At 71.5% G+C, this 14,389-nt stretch carries 15 protein-coding genes; 7 read left to right on the top strand and 8 right to left on the bottom strand.

Annotated features, from left to right (window positions below):
* Positions 1-18: 18 nt before the first annotated feature.
* Positions 19-981 (bottom strand): electron transfer flavoprotein subunit alpha/FixB family protein, encoded by a 963-nt coding sequence (locus ACFT32_RS00870; protein WP_382484245.1) that lies wholly within the window; start codon positions 979-981, stop codon positions 19-21.
* Between the two features lie 32 nt (positions 982-1,013).
* Complete coding sequence (locus tag ACFT32_RS00865) at positions 1,014-1,775, bottom strand: electron transfer flavoprotein subunit beta/FixA family protein (RefSeq protein WP_382484243.1); 762 nt, start codon at positions 1,773-1,775, stop codon at positions 1,014-1,016.
* Positions 1,776-1,948: 173 nt separating this feature from the next.
* On the opposite strand from ACFT32_RS00865, the gene ACFT32_RS00860 reads away from it, so the two are divergent.
* The 7 genes from ACFT32_RS00860 to ACFT32_RS00830 are packed head-to-tail and all read left to right on the top strand — an operon-like array spanning position 1,949 to position 8,905.
* Entirely contained in the window at positions 1,949-3,274 is a 1,326-nt protein-coding gene (locus ACFT32_RS00860; RefSeq protein ID WP_382484240.1) for a phenylacetate--CoA ligase family protein, read from the top strand.
* Positions 3,274-3,984: a hypothetical protein gene (locus ACFT32_RS00855; RefSeq protein ID WP_382484237.1), complete on the top strand. Its 711-nt coding sequence runs from the start codon at positions 3,274-3,276 to the stop codon at positions 3,982-3,984. Before ACFT32_RS00860 ends, ACFT32_RS00855 begins: the two co-directional genes overlap by 1 nt.
* 34 nt (positions 3,985-4,018) lie before the next feature.
* Positions 4,019-4,930, top strand: a complete 912-nt coding sequence (locus ACFT32_RS00850; RefSeq protein WP_382484236.1) for an SDR family oxidoreductase — start codon at positions 4,019-4,021, stop codon at positions 4,928-4,930.
* Position 4,931: 1 nt separating this feature from the next.
* Positions 4,932-5,375: a Zn-ribbon domain-containing OB-fold protein gene (locus ACFT32_RS00845; RefSeq protein ID WP_382484234.1), complete on the top strand. Its 444-nt coding sequence runs from the start codon at positions 4,932-4,934 to the stop codon at positions 5,373-5,375.
* Entirely contained in the window at positions 5,372-6,520 is a 1,149-nt protein-coding gene (locus ACFT32_RS00840) for a thiolase family protein (protein ID WP_382484232.1), read from the top strand. The genes ACFT32_RS00845 and ACFT32_RS00840 overlap by 4 nt, the downstream gene beginning before the upstream one ends.
* A gap of 25 nt (positions 6,521-6,545) precedes the next feature.
* Positions 6,546-7,793 carry an acyl-CoA dehydrogenase family protein gene (locus tag ACFT32_RS00835; protein WP_382484230.1) on the top strand — a complete coding sequence of 416 codons (1,248 nt, stop codon included), beginning with the start codon at positions 6,546-6,548 and terminating at the stop codon, positions 7,791-7,793.
* On the top strand, positions 7,790-8,905 hold the full coding sequence (locus tag ACFT32_RS00830) for an acyl-CoA dehydrogenase family protein (protein ID WP_382484228.1): 1,116 nt from the start codon (positions 7,790-7,792) through the stop codon (positions 8,903-8,905). Before ACFT32_RS00835 ends, ACFT32_RS00830 begins: the two co-directional genes overlap by 4 nt.
* 73 nt (positions 8,906-8,978) lie before the next feature.
* On the opposite strand, the gene ACFT32_RS00825 is transcribed toward ACFT32_RS00830, so the two are convergent.
* The 6 genes from ACFT32_RS00825 to ACFT32_RS00800 are packed head-to-tail and all read right to left on the bottom strand — an operon-like array spanning position 8,979 to position 14,383.
* Positions 8,979-10,136, bottom strand: coding sequence for an acyl-CoA dehydrogenase family protein (locus ACFT32_RS00825; RefSeq protein ID WP_382484225.1), 1,158 nt, complete (start codon positions 10,134-10,136; stop codon positions 8,979-8,981).
* Positions 10,137-10,173: 37 nt separating this feature from the next.
* Positions 10,174-10,698 carry a DoxX family protein gene (locus ACFT32_RS00820; RefSeq protein ID WP_382484223.1) on the bottom strand — a complete coding sequence of 175 codons (525 nt, stop codon included), beginning with the start codon at positions 10,696-10,698 and terminating at the stop codon, positions 10,174-10,176.
* Positions 10,695-11,606, bottom strand: coding sequence for an SDR family NAD(P)-dependent oxidoreductase (locus ACFT32_RS00815; protein ID WP_382484221.1), 912 nt, complete (start codon positions 11,604-11,606; stop codon positions 10,695-10,697). The genes ACFT32_RS00820 and ACFT32_RS00815 overlap by 4 nt, the downstream gene beginning before the upstream one ends.
* Positions 11,607-11,610: 4 nt before the next feature.
* Positions 11,611-12,777: a CaiB/BaiF CoA transferase family protein gene (locus ACFT32_RS00810; protein WP_382484219.1), complete on the bottom strand. Its 1,167-nt coding sequence runs from the start codon at positions 12,775-12,777 to the stop codon at positions 11,611-11,613.
* Between the two features lie 60 nt (positions 12,778-12,837).
* Positions 12,838-13,617, bottom strand: coding sequence for an enoyl-CoA hydratase/isomerase family protein (locus ACFT32_RS00805; RefSeq protein WP_382484217.1), 780 nt, complete (start codon positions 13,615-13,617; stop codon positions 12,838-12,840).
* A gap of 10 nt (positions 13,618-13,627) precedes the next feature.
* A complete protein-coding gene (locus tag ACFT32_RS00800; RefSeq protein WP_382484215.1) occupies positions 13,628-14,383 on the bottom strand; it encodes an SDR family NAD(P)-dependent oxidoreductase in 756 nt (251 codons plus the stop codon).
* Positions 14,384-14,389: the final 6 nt, after the last annotated feature.

Raw genomic sequence — 14,389 nt, 5'->3', positions numbered from 1 at the left:
AAGATCGGGTGCGGGAGGTCAGCTCCGCCGCCGCTCGATCTCGTCCGCCAGCTGCGGCAGCACCTCGAAGAGGTCCCCGACGACACCGTGGTCGGCGAGCTCGAAGATGGGGGCGTCGGCGTCCTTGTTGACGGCGACGATGGTCTTGGACGTCTGCATGCCCGCCCGGTGCTGGATCGCGCCGGAGATGCCGGCGGCGAGGTAGAGCTGCGGGGAGACCTGGGTGCCGGTCTGGCCGACCTGGTGACTGTGCGGGTACCAGCCCGCGTCCACGGCGGCACGGGACGCCCCGACGGCCGCGCCCAGAAGGTCGGCGACCCGCTCGATGACGGCGAAGTTCTCGGCGCCGTTCACCCCCCGGCCGCCGGAGACCACGATGTCGGCCTCGGTCAGCTCGGGACGGTCGCCGCGCTCCCGCGGGGCACGGGACAGGACCTTGACGGCGGCGGAGGCCGGGCCGAAGACGATGTCCTGCTTCTCGACGACGGGGTCGGTGGGGGCGGGCTCGGGGGCGGCGGCGTTCGGCTTGACCGTGATGACGGGCACGCCCTGGGTGATGTGCGCGGTGACCTGGTAGGTCGCCGCGAACGCCGACTGCTCGGTTACGGGGCCGTCCGCCCCGGCGGTGACGTCGACGGCGTCGGTGATGAGCCCGGAGCCGAGCCGGAGCGCGACTCGGGCGGCGGTCTCCTTGCCGTCCGGCCCGGAAGGCAGCAGAATCGCCGCCGGACCGGTGCGCTCGGCGATCTGGGTGAGGGCGTCGACGGCCGGGGTGACGAGGTACTCGTCCACCTCGGGGGCGTCCACGACGTACACCTTGTGTGCGCCGTACCGGCCGAGTGCGTCGGTCGCGGAGTCGGCACCCCGCCCCATGAACACGGCCGAGGGTTCGCCCAGCCGGCGTGCCAGGGTGAGCAGTTCGAGGGTCGGCTTGCGTACGGCGCCGTGCGTGTGGTCGACGAGGACGAGGATCTCGGCCACGGTGATGCAACTCCTTCGGGACGGGGGTGAGGTCAGACGAACTTCTTCGTGGTGAGGAACGCGGCCAGTACGGTGCCGCCGCTGCCGTCGTCGGCGACGATCTCCCCCTTGGTGCGCGGCGGGCGCCTGGTCGCGGTGTCCACCGCCGACCGCGCGCCGGCCGGACCCACCTGCGCGGCCTCGATCCCGAGGTCGGCCAGGTCCAGGGTCTCCAGCGGCTTCTTCTTCGCGGCCATGATCCCCTTGAAGGAGGGGTAACGGGCGTCCCCGGAGCGGTCGGTCACCGACACGACGGCCGGCAGGGCGCCCGTGATCCGTACGGTCGCGCCGTCGCCCTCGCGGCGGCCGGTCACCGTGCCGCCCTCGACCGCCAGGTCATCGAGATGGGTGACGGCGGGGACGCCGAGCCGCTCGGCCAGCAGCGCCGGTACGACGCCCATGGTGCCGTCCGTCGAGGCCATCCCGCACAGGACGAGATCGAAGCCGTGCCGTTCGATCGCCCTGGCCAGGGCGAGTGAGGTGCCGAAGGCGTCGCTGCCCTCGATGTCGTCGTCACTCACATGGACCGCCGAGTCCCCGCCCATGGCCAGCGCCTTGCGCAGCGCGTCCTTGGCGTCGTCGGGGCCGACCGTGAGGTAACTGATCTCGGTGTCGACGCCCGACTCCGCGATCCGCAGGGCCTGCTCGACCGCGTACTCGTCGAGCTCGGACAGCAGGGAGTCGACCGACTCCCGGTCCGTGGTGCCGTCCTCGGTGAAGGTGCGGTCCGCAGTGGCGTCGGGCACGTGCTTCACGCAGACAACGATCTTCACAGTGCACGCTCCAGGCGCTTCCGAAGGTGTAATGAGTGTTAATAGTTAACTATATACACGGCGCGAGTGCGAGCCCTCGCCCTGATTCCGTCGAATTAGTTGACTGATTGCGCTGATAGCTGGAAGATCTGGGCACTGAGCCGCGAGGAGGCGCCATGGTGGGTGACAGGCACACCGGTGACAGGTACTTCGAGCCACAGGTGGAGACCATGCCCCGCGAGCGACTGCGGGCGCAGCAGGAGGAGAAGATCCTGGAACTGGTGGGATACGCCTACACCGGCTCCGCCTTCTACCGTGAACTCTGGGACGAGCACGGCGTCCATCCGCGGGACATCCGCTCGCTGGAGGACTTCCGGGCACGGGTGCCGTTCATCACCAAGGACATGGTGCGCGCCTACCGGGCCCGCACCGGTGATCCCTTCGGAGGTCTGCTCTGTGTCCCGGTCGAGGAGCTGACCTCGGTCTCCTCCAGTTCGGGCACCACCGGCGACCCGGAGTTCTTCGCCGAGATCTGGCAGGACGCGCCGCCCCTGGTCACGGCGCAGGTGCGGGACCTGTGGGAGCTGGGCCTCAGGCCCGGGGACCGGGTCCTCAGCCCGCCCGGCACCTTCCGCAACCTCATGGACCCCGGCTATCAGGCGCTCGGCGCGGTGGTCATCGAGGTGGACACCTGGCTCGGGAAGATGCACGAGGTGGTCGAAGCCCTGCGCACCTACCGGCCGGCCTACCTGCAGATGATGTATCCGCAGATGGTGGAGCTGGAGCACCTCGCCGAGAAGGTGGACCTGAAGGAGGCCTTCTCCTCCCTCAAGGGCGCCTCCTGCGCCGGGCAGCCCCTCAGCCGGAGAATGCGCGAGCGGATCCGGGACGACTGGGGCATCGACATCTACGAGTACACCAGCGCCGCCGACACCGGCACCGCCTGGGAGTGCGGTGAGCACGACGGCTTCCACCTCTGGGAGGACACCGTCTTCGCCGAGTGCGTCGAGATCGACGAACCGGGCGCCTGGCGCGACGTCCCGGAGAGCGACCTCGGCGAACTGGTCGCAACCGACCTGGACAACCGAGCAGCCCCGCTGATCCGCTACCGCAGCGAGGACCTCGTCCGCATGTCCCGCGACCGCTGTGGCTGCGGCCGCACCCACGCCCGGATGTGGGTGGCAGGACGACGGGGCGACGAGACGCTGGTCGACGGGCGTTCGGTCGTCCTGCGGGACATCTGGCAGGCCGTGGAGGACCAGCCCGAGACGGTGGCCGGAGTCTTCCAGATCGTCCGGGACCGCCGCGAGGTGGACGAACTGCGGCTGCGGGTCGGCTACGACCCCCGTCTCACCGACGACCTCGACGCCCTGGCCGGGCGGCTCGGCGAGGCCGTGCGCGAGCGGACCGGGGTGCGGCCGGTGCTCGACCTGCGTACCGAGGAGGACCTGTTGAAGACCATGACCAGCGTCGCCAAGTTCCCCCGGGTGGTGAAGAGCTGATGGCCCGCGCCGACAGCCTCGCCCGGGCCAGGACCCTCGACCGGCCCGAAGTCGCCTACCTCGTACGCTTCCCCACCGCCGACGGCACCCGGGACATGGAACTGACCCTGGCGGAACTCGCCCGCGACACCGATTGGGTCAGCGAGCGCCTGCGCCGGCACGGACTCGGCGCCGGGCAACGGGCGTTGCTGACCGCCTCCGGCTTCGAGGGCTTCTGGGGACACGCGGTGATCGGCGGCCTGCGCACGCTGAAGGTGACGTACGGCATCGCCGAGGCGATGGGCTGGGACCACCGCCGCACCTCGGTCTTCCACCGTGAACTCACCCCGCACGCGGTGATCGGACTGTCGGAACAGACCCTGGAGGGTCTCGCCGGTACGACCGACATCGGCGAGATGTTCCGGCCGACACCGGTCGTGCTGGCCCGCCCCTCCGCCGTCCCGGTGCTGCGTGCGGTGGGCGTCTCCGCCTGCCTGATCTCGGCCGTGGGACCGGCCCTCGCGCTGGAGTGCCCCGAGCGGACCGGCGCGCACATCAACGCCGCCGAATGGCGGATCGGCGAGCGGGGCGGACAGCTGACCCTGGCGGCGGGCGAGGGGCGCACCTCGCCACTGGCCGAGACCCCGCTCGGCATCACGGGGGCCGTCGTCACCGGCCTGTGCGCCTGTGGAAGCGAGGACCCGAGGGTTCTGTTCGCCGAAGCCAACTGATCGTCAATTCATCGTCATGACAGAGGAGTTGAGAATGTCCGAAGCAGTTGTCGACGGCCGGGTCGTGGTCGTCACGGGCGCCGGCAACGGCATAGGCCGGGCCCACGCCCTGGCGTTCGCCGCGCACGGGGCGAGGGTCGTGGTCAACGACCTGGGCGGTGCGCGCGACGGGGCGGGTGCCTCGGCCGGACCCGCCCAGGCCGTGGTGGACGAGATCGTCGCGGCCGGTGGCCAGGCCGTGGCCAGCACGGACGACATCTCCGCCTGGGACGGCGCCGCCCGCCTCGTCCGCCAGGCCGTGGAGACCTACGGCAGCCTGGACGTCCTGGTCAACAACGCCGGCATCCTGCGCGACCGGATGATCGTGTCGATGACCGAACAGGACTGGGACAGCGTCCTCGCCGTCCACCTCAAGGGCAGCTTCGCCACCCTCCACCACGCCGCAGCGTACTGGCGTGAGCGCGCCAAGGCCGGTCACGACAACGACGCCCGGGTGATCAACACGACCTCACCCTCCGGCATCTTCGGCAACCCCGGCCAGTCGAACTACGGCTCGGCCAAGGCCGGCATCGCGAGCCTCACCGTCATCGCCGCCGCCGAACTCGCCCGCTACGGCGTGACGGTGAACGCCATCGCGCCGACCGCGCTCACCCGGCTGACCGAGGACATCGAGATGATGAAGCGGGCCGCCGAGGCCCAGGACCTCACCCCCGAGGCCATCTCGCCCCTCGTGGTCTGGCTCGGTTCGGCCGCCTCACGCGAGGTCACCGGCCGTGTCTTCGGCGTCATGGGCAACCGGATCACCGTCCTGGAGGGCTGGGTCAACGGCCCCGGCGCGAACGCGGAGTCCCGGTGGGCACCGGAGGAGCTGTCCTCGGTCGTCCCCAACCTGGTGGCCAAAGCGGCTCCGAACGCCGACGCGCTGGGCGAGCGGAAGGGTGCGTGAGATGACGACCACCCGGAAGCCGGTCGCCGAAGGCCTGTTCACCTGGCCCCCCGACCCGTCCGCACCCCTCCGGCTGATCGGCTCCGAGTGCACGGCCTGCGGCCTGGTCGCCTTCCCCGCCGCCGCGGACTGTGTGCGGTGCGCGAGCACGGAGTCCCGGGAGCGGCTGCTCGCCGACCACGGGAGGCTGTGGACGTACACGACCCAGAACTTCCGCCCGCCGTCCCCGCCGTACGACGGTCCCGACACGTTCGAGCCCTACACGGTCGGCTACATCGAGTTGCCGGGCGAACTGCTGGTCGAGGCCCGCCTCACCGAACCCGACCCGGAGAAACTCAGGATCGGGCAGGACATGCGGCTGACGCTGGTGCCCTACGCCGTGCGGGACGACGGCACCGAGGTCGTCACGTTCGCGTTCACGCCCATGGAGAAGGAGGGGTCATGACCGAGGCCGTCATCATCGGTGCGGGGCTCCACCCCTTCGGCCGGTTCCCCGGGAAGCCCGCGCTGGACATGGGCGCGGACGCGGTCCGGCTGGCCCTCGCGGACGCGGGCGTGAACTGGCCGCAGATCCAGGGTGGTTACATCGGCAGCTACGAGGTCGCCAACCCGGACGCGATCGTCGGGCGCCTCGGACTGACCGGGGTGCCGCTGCGCGGGGTGTTCAACGGCTGTGCCACGGCCGGCACGGCCGTCGCGCTGGCCGCCCGCGCCATCGAGACCGGCGAGCACGACCTGACGATCGCGATCGGGCTCGACAAACACCCGCGCGGCGCGTTCGCCGCCGACCCGTCAGTGGCGGGCATCCCCTCCTGGTACGGGCAGACCGGGCTCTTTCTCACCACCCATTTCTTCGGCATGAAGATCAACCGTTACATGCACGACCACGGCATCACCCACGAGACGCTCGCCCGCGTGGCATCGAAGAACTTCCGCAACGCGGCCGGGAACGACAAGGCCTGGCGCCGCACGCCCCTCACGCCGGAGGAGATCCTCGCGTCCCCGGTGCTCAACTACCCCCTCCGGCAGTACATGTACTGCGGCCCGGACGAGGGTGCCGCCGCTCTGGTCCTGTGCCGCGCCGACCAGGCACACAAGTACCTCGGAAAGCCCGTGCGGATCCGATCCACCGCCCTGCGCAGCCGCAGGCTCGGCGCCTTCGAGGTGCAGAGCCCGTCCTTCCCGGCCGGGGAGCCGGTGGCGAGCCCGACCGTGGACGCCGCCCTGGCGGCCTACGAGAGCGCGGGCATCGGCCCGGAGGACGTCGACGTCGCCCAGCTCCAGGACACCGACGCCGGGTCGGAGATCATCCACATGGCCGAGAACGGCCTCTGCAAGGACGGCGAACAGGAACGTCTCATCGCCGAGGGCACCACCGAGATCGGCGGCCGGCTCCCGGTCAACACCGATGGCGGACTGCTCGGCAACGGCGAACCCATCGGCGCCTCCGGACTGCGCCAGATCCACGAGATCGTGCTCCAACTGCGCGGCACGGCCGGGGGCCGGCAGATCCCCGGCACACCCCGCGTCGGGTACACCCACCTGTACGGCGCGCCGGGCGCGTCGGCGGTGACGATCCTCTCGACCTGACCGACCCGACAGCGGAGCGAACGCGATGGAAACCGACGACCTGCAGGACTTCGCCGCCGAGGCCCGCCGTTTCCTCGACGCGCACGCGGCGAAGGCCCCCGACCGCACCGCCTTCATCTGGGGCGAGGGCGACGACTCGATGGCATACTTCAGCTCCCTCCCGCCCGAGGAGGAGTACGAGCACGTACAGCGGGCGCGAGAGTGGCAACGCATCCGCCACGAGAACGGCTTCGGCTGGATCACGGGCCCGCCCGAGTACGGCGGCCGGGGCCTGACCCCCGTTCACGACCTGCTCTACGACGCCGTCGAGTCCGAGTACGACGTGCCCGACACCGGCGTCCTCGGCGTGGTGGGCCTCGGCATGATCGGGCCGACGATCCTCGCCCACGCCCAGCCGCACATGAAGGACCGCTGGCTGCCCGCGATGTACCGCGGGGACGCCATCGCCTGCCAGCTGTTCAGCGAGCCCGGTGCCGGGTCCGACCTGGCGAGCGTGTCGACCAGGGCCGTCCGCGAGGGCGAGGACTGGGTGCTGAACGGGCAGAAGGTGTGGACCTCGGTCGCCCAGCACAGCCGGCTCGGCCTGGCGCTGACCCGCACCGACCCCGACGCGCCCAAGCACCGCGGCATCACGGCCTTCCTGGTCCCCATGGACGCTCCCGGCGTCGAGGTCAGGCCACTGCGCCAGATGACCGGCGGCGCGGATTTCAACGAGGTCTTCCTCACCGACGTACGTCTCCCCGACGACCACCGCCTCGGCGAGATCGACGGCGGCTGGACCGTCGCCCTGACCACCCTGATGAACGAGCGCGCCACCGTCGGCAGCGAGGGCGCGGGCCCGGTCGCCGCCGCCCTCTCACCGGACCGTCTCTCGGCGCTGATGCGCGCCACCTGGACCTGGGACGACCGCGCCCTGCGCGGCCGCCTGGCGGAGCTCCTCGTGGACGCCATGGCCACCGAACACCTCAACACCCGCGCCCTGCGCAAGCTGCGCGGCGGGGTGGCGCCCGGACCCGAGATGTCCGTCTCGAAGCTGATGTACGGACAGAACCTCACCCGCGCCGCGCACTTCGTGTCGGACGTGCTGGGACCCCGGATCATCGCCGACACCGGCCAGTGGGGCACGTACGCCTGGTCCGAACTGCTCCTGGCCACCCCGGCGCTCAGGATCCTCGGCGGGACCGAGGAGATCATGAAGAACATCCTCGCGGAACGCGTCCTCGGCCTGCCCAAGGAACCGGTGACCGCCGCTGTCAAGGAGGTGCGGCCATGACCGCCGACGAGAGCGAGCTGCGGGAACTGCGGGCTTCCGTGCGGGATTTCATGGCGGCCAAGTCGCCCGAGGAGGCCGTGCGCAAGCACATGGAGAGCGAGCCACGCTTCGATACGGCCGTCTGGGCTCAAGCGGCCGACCAGCTGCGGCTGCCGGGCCTGGCGCTCCCCGAGGAGTACGGCGGCGACGGCTTCGGCATGGTCGAGCTCGGCGTCGTCCTGGAGGAGATGGGCCGTGCCCTGCTGTGCGCGCCGTTCTTCGCGACGGTCGTGCTGGCCGCCCAGGCGCTGCTGGCGTCCGGCGACGAGGAGGCCTGCGCGCGCCACCTGCCGGGTATCGCGGCCGGCCGGACCACGGCCACTCTCGCCGTCGCCGAGGACGAGGGCTTCTGGGACCCTGCCCTGATCACCGCGCGTGCCGTGCCGGACGGGGACGGCGCTTGGACCCTGAGCGGCCGCAAGTGCTTCGTCATCGACGGCACGACGGCCGATCTGCTCCTCGTGATGGCACGTACCGTCGCCGGCCCCACGCTCTTCGCCGTCGACCGCCGGGCGGCGGGGGTGGCCGCCGAGTCGATGGAGACCCTCGACGCCACGCGGGCGATGGCCAGGCTGGCGTTCGACGCCGTGCCCGCGACGCTCGTCGGTCCGGAAGGGGCAGGCGGGCGGATCATGACGAAGGTCCTGGACCTCGCCTCGGTCGCGCTCGCCGCCGAGCAGGCAGGCGGGGCGCGCCGGTGCCTGGAGATGAGCGCGGACTACGCCCGGGTCCGTCACCAGTTCGGCCGGCCGATCGGTGCCTTCCAGGCGGTCAAGCACAAGTGCGCGGACATGCTCGTCCAGGTGGAACTGGCCGAGGCCTCCTCCCGGGAGGCGAGCCGGCTTGCCGCCGAGGACTCGCCGGACTTCCCGGTCGCCGCCGCCGTGGCCCACGCGTGCTGCTCACGGGCCTATCTGGCCGTGGCCATGGAGAACATCCAGGTCCACGGCGGCATCGGCTTCACCTGGGAGCATCCGGCACATCTGTACTTCCGGCGGGCCAAGTCCTCGCAACTGCTCTTCGGAGGGCCGGCGGTGTACCACGAGCGGCTGCTGGACCGGCTCGGCATCTGAGCGCCGTACGACGAAGGCCCCGGATCGCTCCGGGGCTTTCTCGTATGCTGCCGGTCCGCCGGCCTGCCGCCGGTCAGCCGCGTGCGGCCTCGCCCAGCAACGCCTTGGCGATGATCACCTGCTGGACCTGGCTGGTGCCCTCGTAGATGCGGAACAGCCGGGCGTCGCGGTAGAAGCGCTCGACGGCGACGCCGCGCATGTACCCCGCGCCGCCGTGGACCTGTACCGCGCGGTCCGCCACCCGCCACACCATCTCGCTGGCGAAGTACTTCGTACAGGACGGGCCGATCTTCGTGTCCTCGCCCGAGTCGAAGCGCCGGGCGGCCTCCAGGACGGTGGCGCGTCCGGCGTAGTAGTCGGTCATGGAATCGGCGATCAGGCCCTGGACCAGTTGGAAGGAGCCGATGAGCTTCCCGGACTGCCTGCGGGTGCTCGCGTACGCCACCGACTCGTCGACCAGGCGCTCGGCCATACCGACCATCAGAGCCGAGATGTGCACCCGTCCGTGCGCTATGCAGCCCATCGCGGTGCCGAAACCGCGGTTGAGGCCGTCGTCGCCGCCGACCAGCGCCACGGCCGGTACGCGTACGTCGTCGAAGTACACATCGGCGGTCCAGGCGCCGAACTGGCCCATCTTGTGGTCCTTGGGGGCCACGGTGAGGCCCCGGGTGCCGGCCGGGACCAGGAAGGTGGAGATGCCGCGGGTGCGCGGGGCGTCGGGGTCGGTGCGGGCGAAAACCATGAAGACGTCGGCGAGCGGGGCGTTGGTGATGTACCGCTTGGCGCCGTTGATCACCCAGTCGTCGCCGTCTCGGTGGGCGCGTGTGGTGAGCGTCGACGGGTCGGACCCGGCCTCGGGCTCCGTGAGCGCGAACGATGCCAGTGCCTCGCCCGAGGCGATCCTGGGCAGCCACTCGGCCCGCTGCTCCTCGGTGCCGCCGACCATCAGAACGTGTCCGGCGATACCGTTGTTGGTACCGAACATCGAGCGCAGGGACGGCGTCGTGTAGCCCAGCTCGAACATCAGCCGGGCCTCCTCGTACATCGACAGCCCCAGCCCGCCGTGCTCCTCGGGCAGGGCGAAGCCGAACAGCCCCATCTTCTTGGCCGCCTCGCGGATGTCCGCGGGCATCTCGTCCTTCTCGTCGATCTCCCCTTCGAGGGGCACGACGCGTTCGCGGACGAAGCGCCGGACCTCGGACAGCACCGCGCTGAAGTCAGCCGCGTCCATGTCGACTCCCTGATAGTTCTGATACCCCTGGTCGCACTTAGTGATCCGTTTCTGCCTTGTCCGGCTGCCGCTCCGGCCGGTAACACACGGCCAGCAGCGCCGCCGCGCTCGCCGTGCCGATTCCCGCGGCCAGCAACGCGGGACCAGCGCCCCCACGCCCGCGTCGTAGCAGCCCGTCGAGCGAGTACCTGCCGTTGCCCAGCGCCGCCAGCGCTACGGCCGCGCCGCCCACGACGCCCACGTACTCCCAGCCGCCCTTGAAGACGAAGAAGCCCTTGCCCCGGTGATCGGTCCGGGCCGCCACGGCCATCAGGCCGACGGCTGCCGCCGCGGGGAGGGGGCTGGCCGCGCCCAGGGTGATACCCACACCCGCCGCCATCTCGGTCCCCGCGGCCATCCGGGCGTGCACCTCGGGCGGCTTCAGGCCGAGCGCGTCGAACCAGCCCGTCGTGCCCTTGAGCCCACCCGGCCCGGCGACCTTGTTCCAGCCGTGTGCGAAGAGCATCGGGCCCAGCGTCGCGCGCAGCACGAGAGCTGCGACGTCCTGGCCGTGAGCCCTCACTGCCCGACTCCGGTGGCGCGGCCGGCGGGGGCGACCCCGTACAACCGCGGTACTGCGTCGACGAGTTCGTCGTAGGAGAGGGCTTTGCCCGACTCGCTGGGGTGGACGCCGGCGACGGTCCAGCCTTGGAGCCGGTTCAGCCGGTTGCCCTCGATGCGCAGGACCTGGCCGGTCAGCCATGCCGAGCTGTCCGAGGCCAGGTACACGACGACACCGGAGGCGTTGGCGGGATCGCGCGGGTCGAAACCGTCGGTGGCCCCGAGGGACGCGCCGACAGACAGGCCGTCCGTCATCCGGGTGGCCGCGATCGGTGAGACGGCGTTCGCTGTGACACCGTACTTGCGCATCTCCAGGGCGGTGAGAACGGTGAGTCCGGCTATCCCGGCCTTCGCCGCGCCGTAGTTGGACTGGCCCTGGTTGCCGAACAGACCGGTCCCGGACGTCGTGTTGATCACGCGGCCGGCCACGCGCTCGCCCCGCTTCGAAGCCTCGCGCCAGTACGCGCAGGCGTGCCGGGTGAGTGCGAAAGTGCCCTTCAGATGGACGGCGATCACGGCGTCGAACTCGGCCTCGGTCATCGAGAACAGCATCCGGTCGCGCACGATGCCGGCGTTGTTCACGACGATGTCGAGGCGTCCGAACTCCGCGACGGTGTCCGCGACCATGCGCTCGGTCGCCGCCCAGTCCGTCACCGAGGCGTGGTCGGCGACCGCCCGTCCCCCCAGCTTGGTGATCTCGGTGACGACGTCGTCGGCGGGGGAGTCGCCGGTGCGTTCGCCGTGCACGCCCGAGCCGAGATCGTTCACCACCACGGTCGCGCCGGCCTCGGCGAGTGCCAGGCAGTGTGCCCGGCCCAGGCCTCGTCCGCCGCCGGTCACGATGGCGACCTTGTCGTCGAGGATGCCCATGCCCCTACCTCCCAGTTCGGTCGAGCTCGTCGAGTACGTCGTCGGTGTGCTCGCCGAGTGTCGGCGCGCCGGTACGAGGCTTGTCGTCCACGCCCCAGAAGCTCACCGGCGTCGCCACGGTCCGCAGCGGCGACGCGTCGCCCATGCCGGGCTGCTCGACGAACGCCCCCACCGCCTCCGCCTGCGGATCGGCCGCCACCTCGGCGAGGGTCTGAACGGGCGCCCACCACACGCCCTCCGCGTCGAAGCGTGCCGCCCACTCGTCCAGTCGCCGTTTGGCGAACTCCTCGTCGAAGGCGGCGATCAGCTCGCGTACGTGCCCGCGCCGGGCCTTGCCCGTCGCGAACCGCTCGTCCTGCGCGAGGTCCTCGCGGCCGAGTGCCTTCACCACACCGGGCCAGTGCCGGTTGCCCTCCAGACCCACCAGCCAGAACCAGCGGTGGTCGGCGGCCCGGTAGCAGTTGTAGAGCGGGGACTCGTGCTCGGCGCGGTGGCGGGTGCGACCGCGCTTGCCGAAGAAGTTCTGCAGGGCGAGGTCGTTGCCGTTGGCGTACGTTCCCGAGCGCAACAGCGATACGTCGACCACCCCTCCCTCGCCCGTGCGTTCGCGGCGCAGCAGCGCGGCCAGCACACCGGCGACCAGGTTCGACGCGGCCGTACGGTCGCCGAGCCCGGGCCGGATGCCGGGCGGCGGCTCCCCGGCCGGGTTGAGCATGGCGGCGATGCCGGGCCGCGCCCAGAAGGCGGACACGTCGTACCCGGCCCGGTCCCGCTCGGCACCGGACCAGCCGTAGCCGGTCAACGTGCCGACGACCAGGCGGGGATGGCGGGCCCGCAGCTCGTCCGGCCGCAGGCCCAGCCGCTCCAGGGCGCCGGGGCGCAGGTTGGTGACGAACACGTCGGCGCGCTCCAGCAGCCGCGTCAGTACGTCCTTGCCCTCCTGCGAGCGCAGATCGAGGACGATCCCGCGCTTGCCGCGGTTGTCGGTCTCGAACGGGGGAGCGCTGTCGATGTCCTGGCCGACATGCCGCAGGGTGTACCGGTTGGGGTCCCCGGTCGGCGCCTCCACCTTCACCACGTCCGCGCCCCAGTCGGCGAGCATGGTGGCCGCGGCCGGTGCCGCCACCCACATGCCCAGCTCGACGACGGCGATGCCCTCCAGTGGCCGCACGGCCCACCTCCCAGTTCGTCGGTACGCCCGGTCCCGGCGCACGGTTCGTCGGTACGCCCGCTACACGCCGCGGAAGTCGCCGGGACGGCGCTCCCGGAAGGCCTTGAGTCCCTCGGCCCGGTCCTCGGTCGAGAACAGCACCGAGACGGTCTCGCGCTCGTATGCGATCGCCGTCTCCAGACCCATGCCGAGCCCGTGGTCGATCAGCCGTTTGCCTGCGGCGAGGGCCAGTGGCGCCCCGGCCGCCAGCGTGCCGGCGAGAGCCTCGGCGGCGCTCAACGCCTCACCCGGCGCGGCCAGTTCATTGACCAGTCCAAGGGCATGAGCCCGCTCCGCGCCGATCGGTTCGCCGGTGAGGATCATCTGCTTGGCGATCGCGGGCGGCACGAGGCGCGGCAGCCGCTGGGTGCCGCCGGCGCCCGGCAGGACGCCGAGCTTCATCTCGGGCAGACCGAGCCGGGCGCCACGCTCCGCCACTCGCAGGTCGCAGGCGAGGGCCAGCTCCAGCCCGCCCCCGAAGGCGAACCCGTGGACGGCCGCGACCGAAGGCTTCGGGAAGTCCTCGAGGAGCGCGTACGCCTCGGTCAGACGCCCCACGAAGGCACGGAACTGGCCGGGGGTCGTGAACGACTCGATCTCACCCAGGTCCGCACCGGCCGAGAAGGCCCGGCCGGCTCCGGCCACGACCAGGGCGCGGACGTCGTCGTTGTGGCGGACCTTGTGCAGCGCCTGCGTCAGCCGGTCCACGGTCTCGGAGCCGACGGCGTTGAGCCGCTCCGGCCGGTTCAGCGTCAACACGGCGATCCCGTCGCGAAGTTCGACGCGCAGCACGCTGCTCATGGAGATCACCTCACACCATCGTGAGGCCGCCGCTGACCGAGAGCGTCTGCCCGGTCAGATAGGCGGCGTCGTCGGACGCGAGGAAGGCCACCACACCGGCGATCTCGGCGGGCCGGGCGACGCGGCGCAGCGGGATCGCCCGCACGGTCGCGTCGTACATCTTCTGGCTGTACTCGGCGACCTGCCCGAGCAGCGCGGTCTCGGTCGGTCCGGGGCAGACGCTGTTCACCGTGATGTCGTGCCGGGCGACCTCGCGGGCGAGGGCCTTGCCGAAGGCGATGACGCCGCCCTTCGTCGCGGAGTACACGACCTCGCCGGACGAGCCGACCCGGCCGGCGTCCGAGGCGATGTGGACGATCCGGCCGCCGCCGCGCTCGATCATGGAGTCGAGCACCGCCCTGGTCACCGTGATCGTGCCGCGCAGATTGACGGCGATGATCCGGTCCCAGGTCTCCTCGGTGCTGTCGACGAACCGGCCGATGACGTCGACGGCCGCGTTGTTGACCAGGACGTCCACCGGGCCGAGATCGGCGCTCACGCGTGCCACAGCGGCGCGTACGGCCGCGCTGTCGGAGATGTCCGCGCCGACTCCCGTGGCACGCACGCCGTAGCGCTCGGTGAGACCGGCCGCCACCTTCGCGGCGGCCTCCGCGTCCACGTCGCAGACGGCGACCGAGGCGCCGGCGGCGGCCAGCGCGTCGGCGATCGCCTCACCGATGCCACGGCCCGCCCCGGTGACGAGCGCCACCTTGTCCCGTACGCTCACGCGCCC

The organism is Streptomyces sp. NPDC057002, from assembly GCF_042673825.1.
Taxonomy (GTDB): Bacteria; Actinomycetota; Actinomycetes; order Streptomycetales; family Streptomycetaceae; genus Streptomyces.
This window is presented reverse-complemented; position numbering and strand designations above follow the sequence as displayed.

Coding starts and splice junctions, on each gene's coding strand:
- ACFT32_RS00850 (WP_382484236.1), top strand. CDS start 4,019: ATGTCCGAAGCAGTTGTCGACGGCCGGGTCGTGGTCGTCACGGGCGCC.
- ACFT32_RS00845 (WP_382484234.1), top strand. CDS start 4,932: ATGACGACCACCCGGAAGCCGGTCGCCGAAGGCCTGTTCACCTGGCCC.
- ACFT32_RS00860 (WP_382484240.1), top strand. CDS start 1,949: ATGGTGGGTGACAGGCACACCGGTGACAGGTACTTCGAGCCACAGGTG.
- ACFT32_RS00835 (WP_382484230.1), top strand. CDS start 6,546: ATGGAAACCGACGACCTGCAGGACTTCGCCGCCGAGGCCCGCCGTTTC.
- ACFT32_RS00855 (WP_382484237.1), top strand. CDS start 3,274: ATGGCCCGCGCCGACAGCCTCGCCCGGGCCAGGACCCTCGACCGGCCC.
- ACFT32_RS00840 (WP_382484232.1), top strand. CDS start 5,372: ATGACCGAGGCCGTCATCATCGGTGCGGGGCTCCACCCCTTCGGCCGG.
- ACFT32_RS00815 (WP_382484221.1), bottom strand. CDS start 11,606: ATGGGCATCCTCGACGACAAGGTCGCCATCGTGACCGGCGGCGGACGA.
- ACFT32_RS00825 (WP_382484225.1), bottom strand. CDS start 10,136: ATGGACGCGGCTGACTTCAGCGCGGTGCTGTCCGAGGTCCGGCGCTTC.
- ACFT32_RS00805 (WP_382484217.1), bottom strand. CDS start 13,617: ATGAGCAGCGTGCTGCGCGTCGAACTTCGCGACGGGATCGCCGTGTTG.
- ACFT32_RS00830 (WP_382484228.1), top strand. CDS start 7,790: ATGACCGCCGACGAGAGCGAGCTGCGGGAACTGCGGGCTTCCGTGCGG.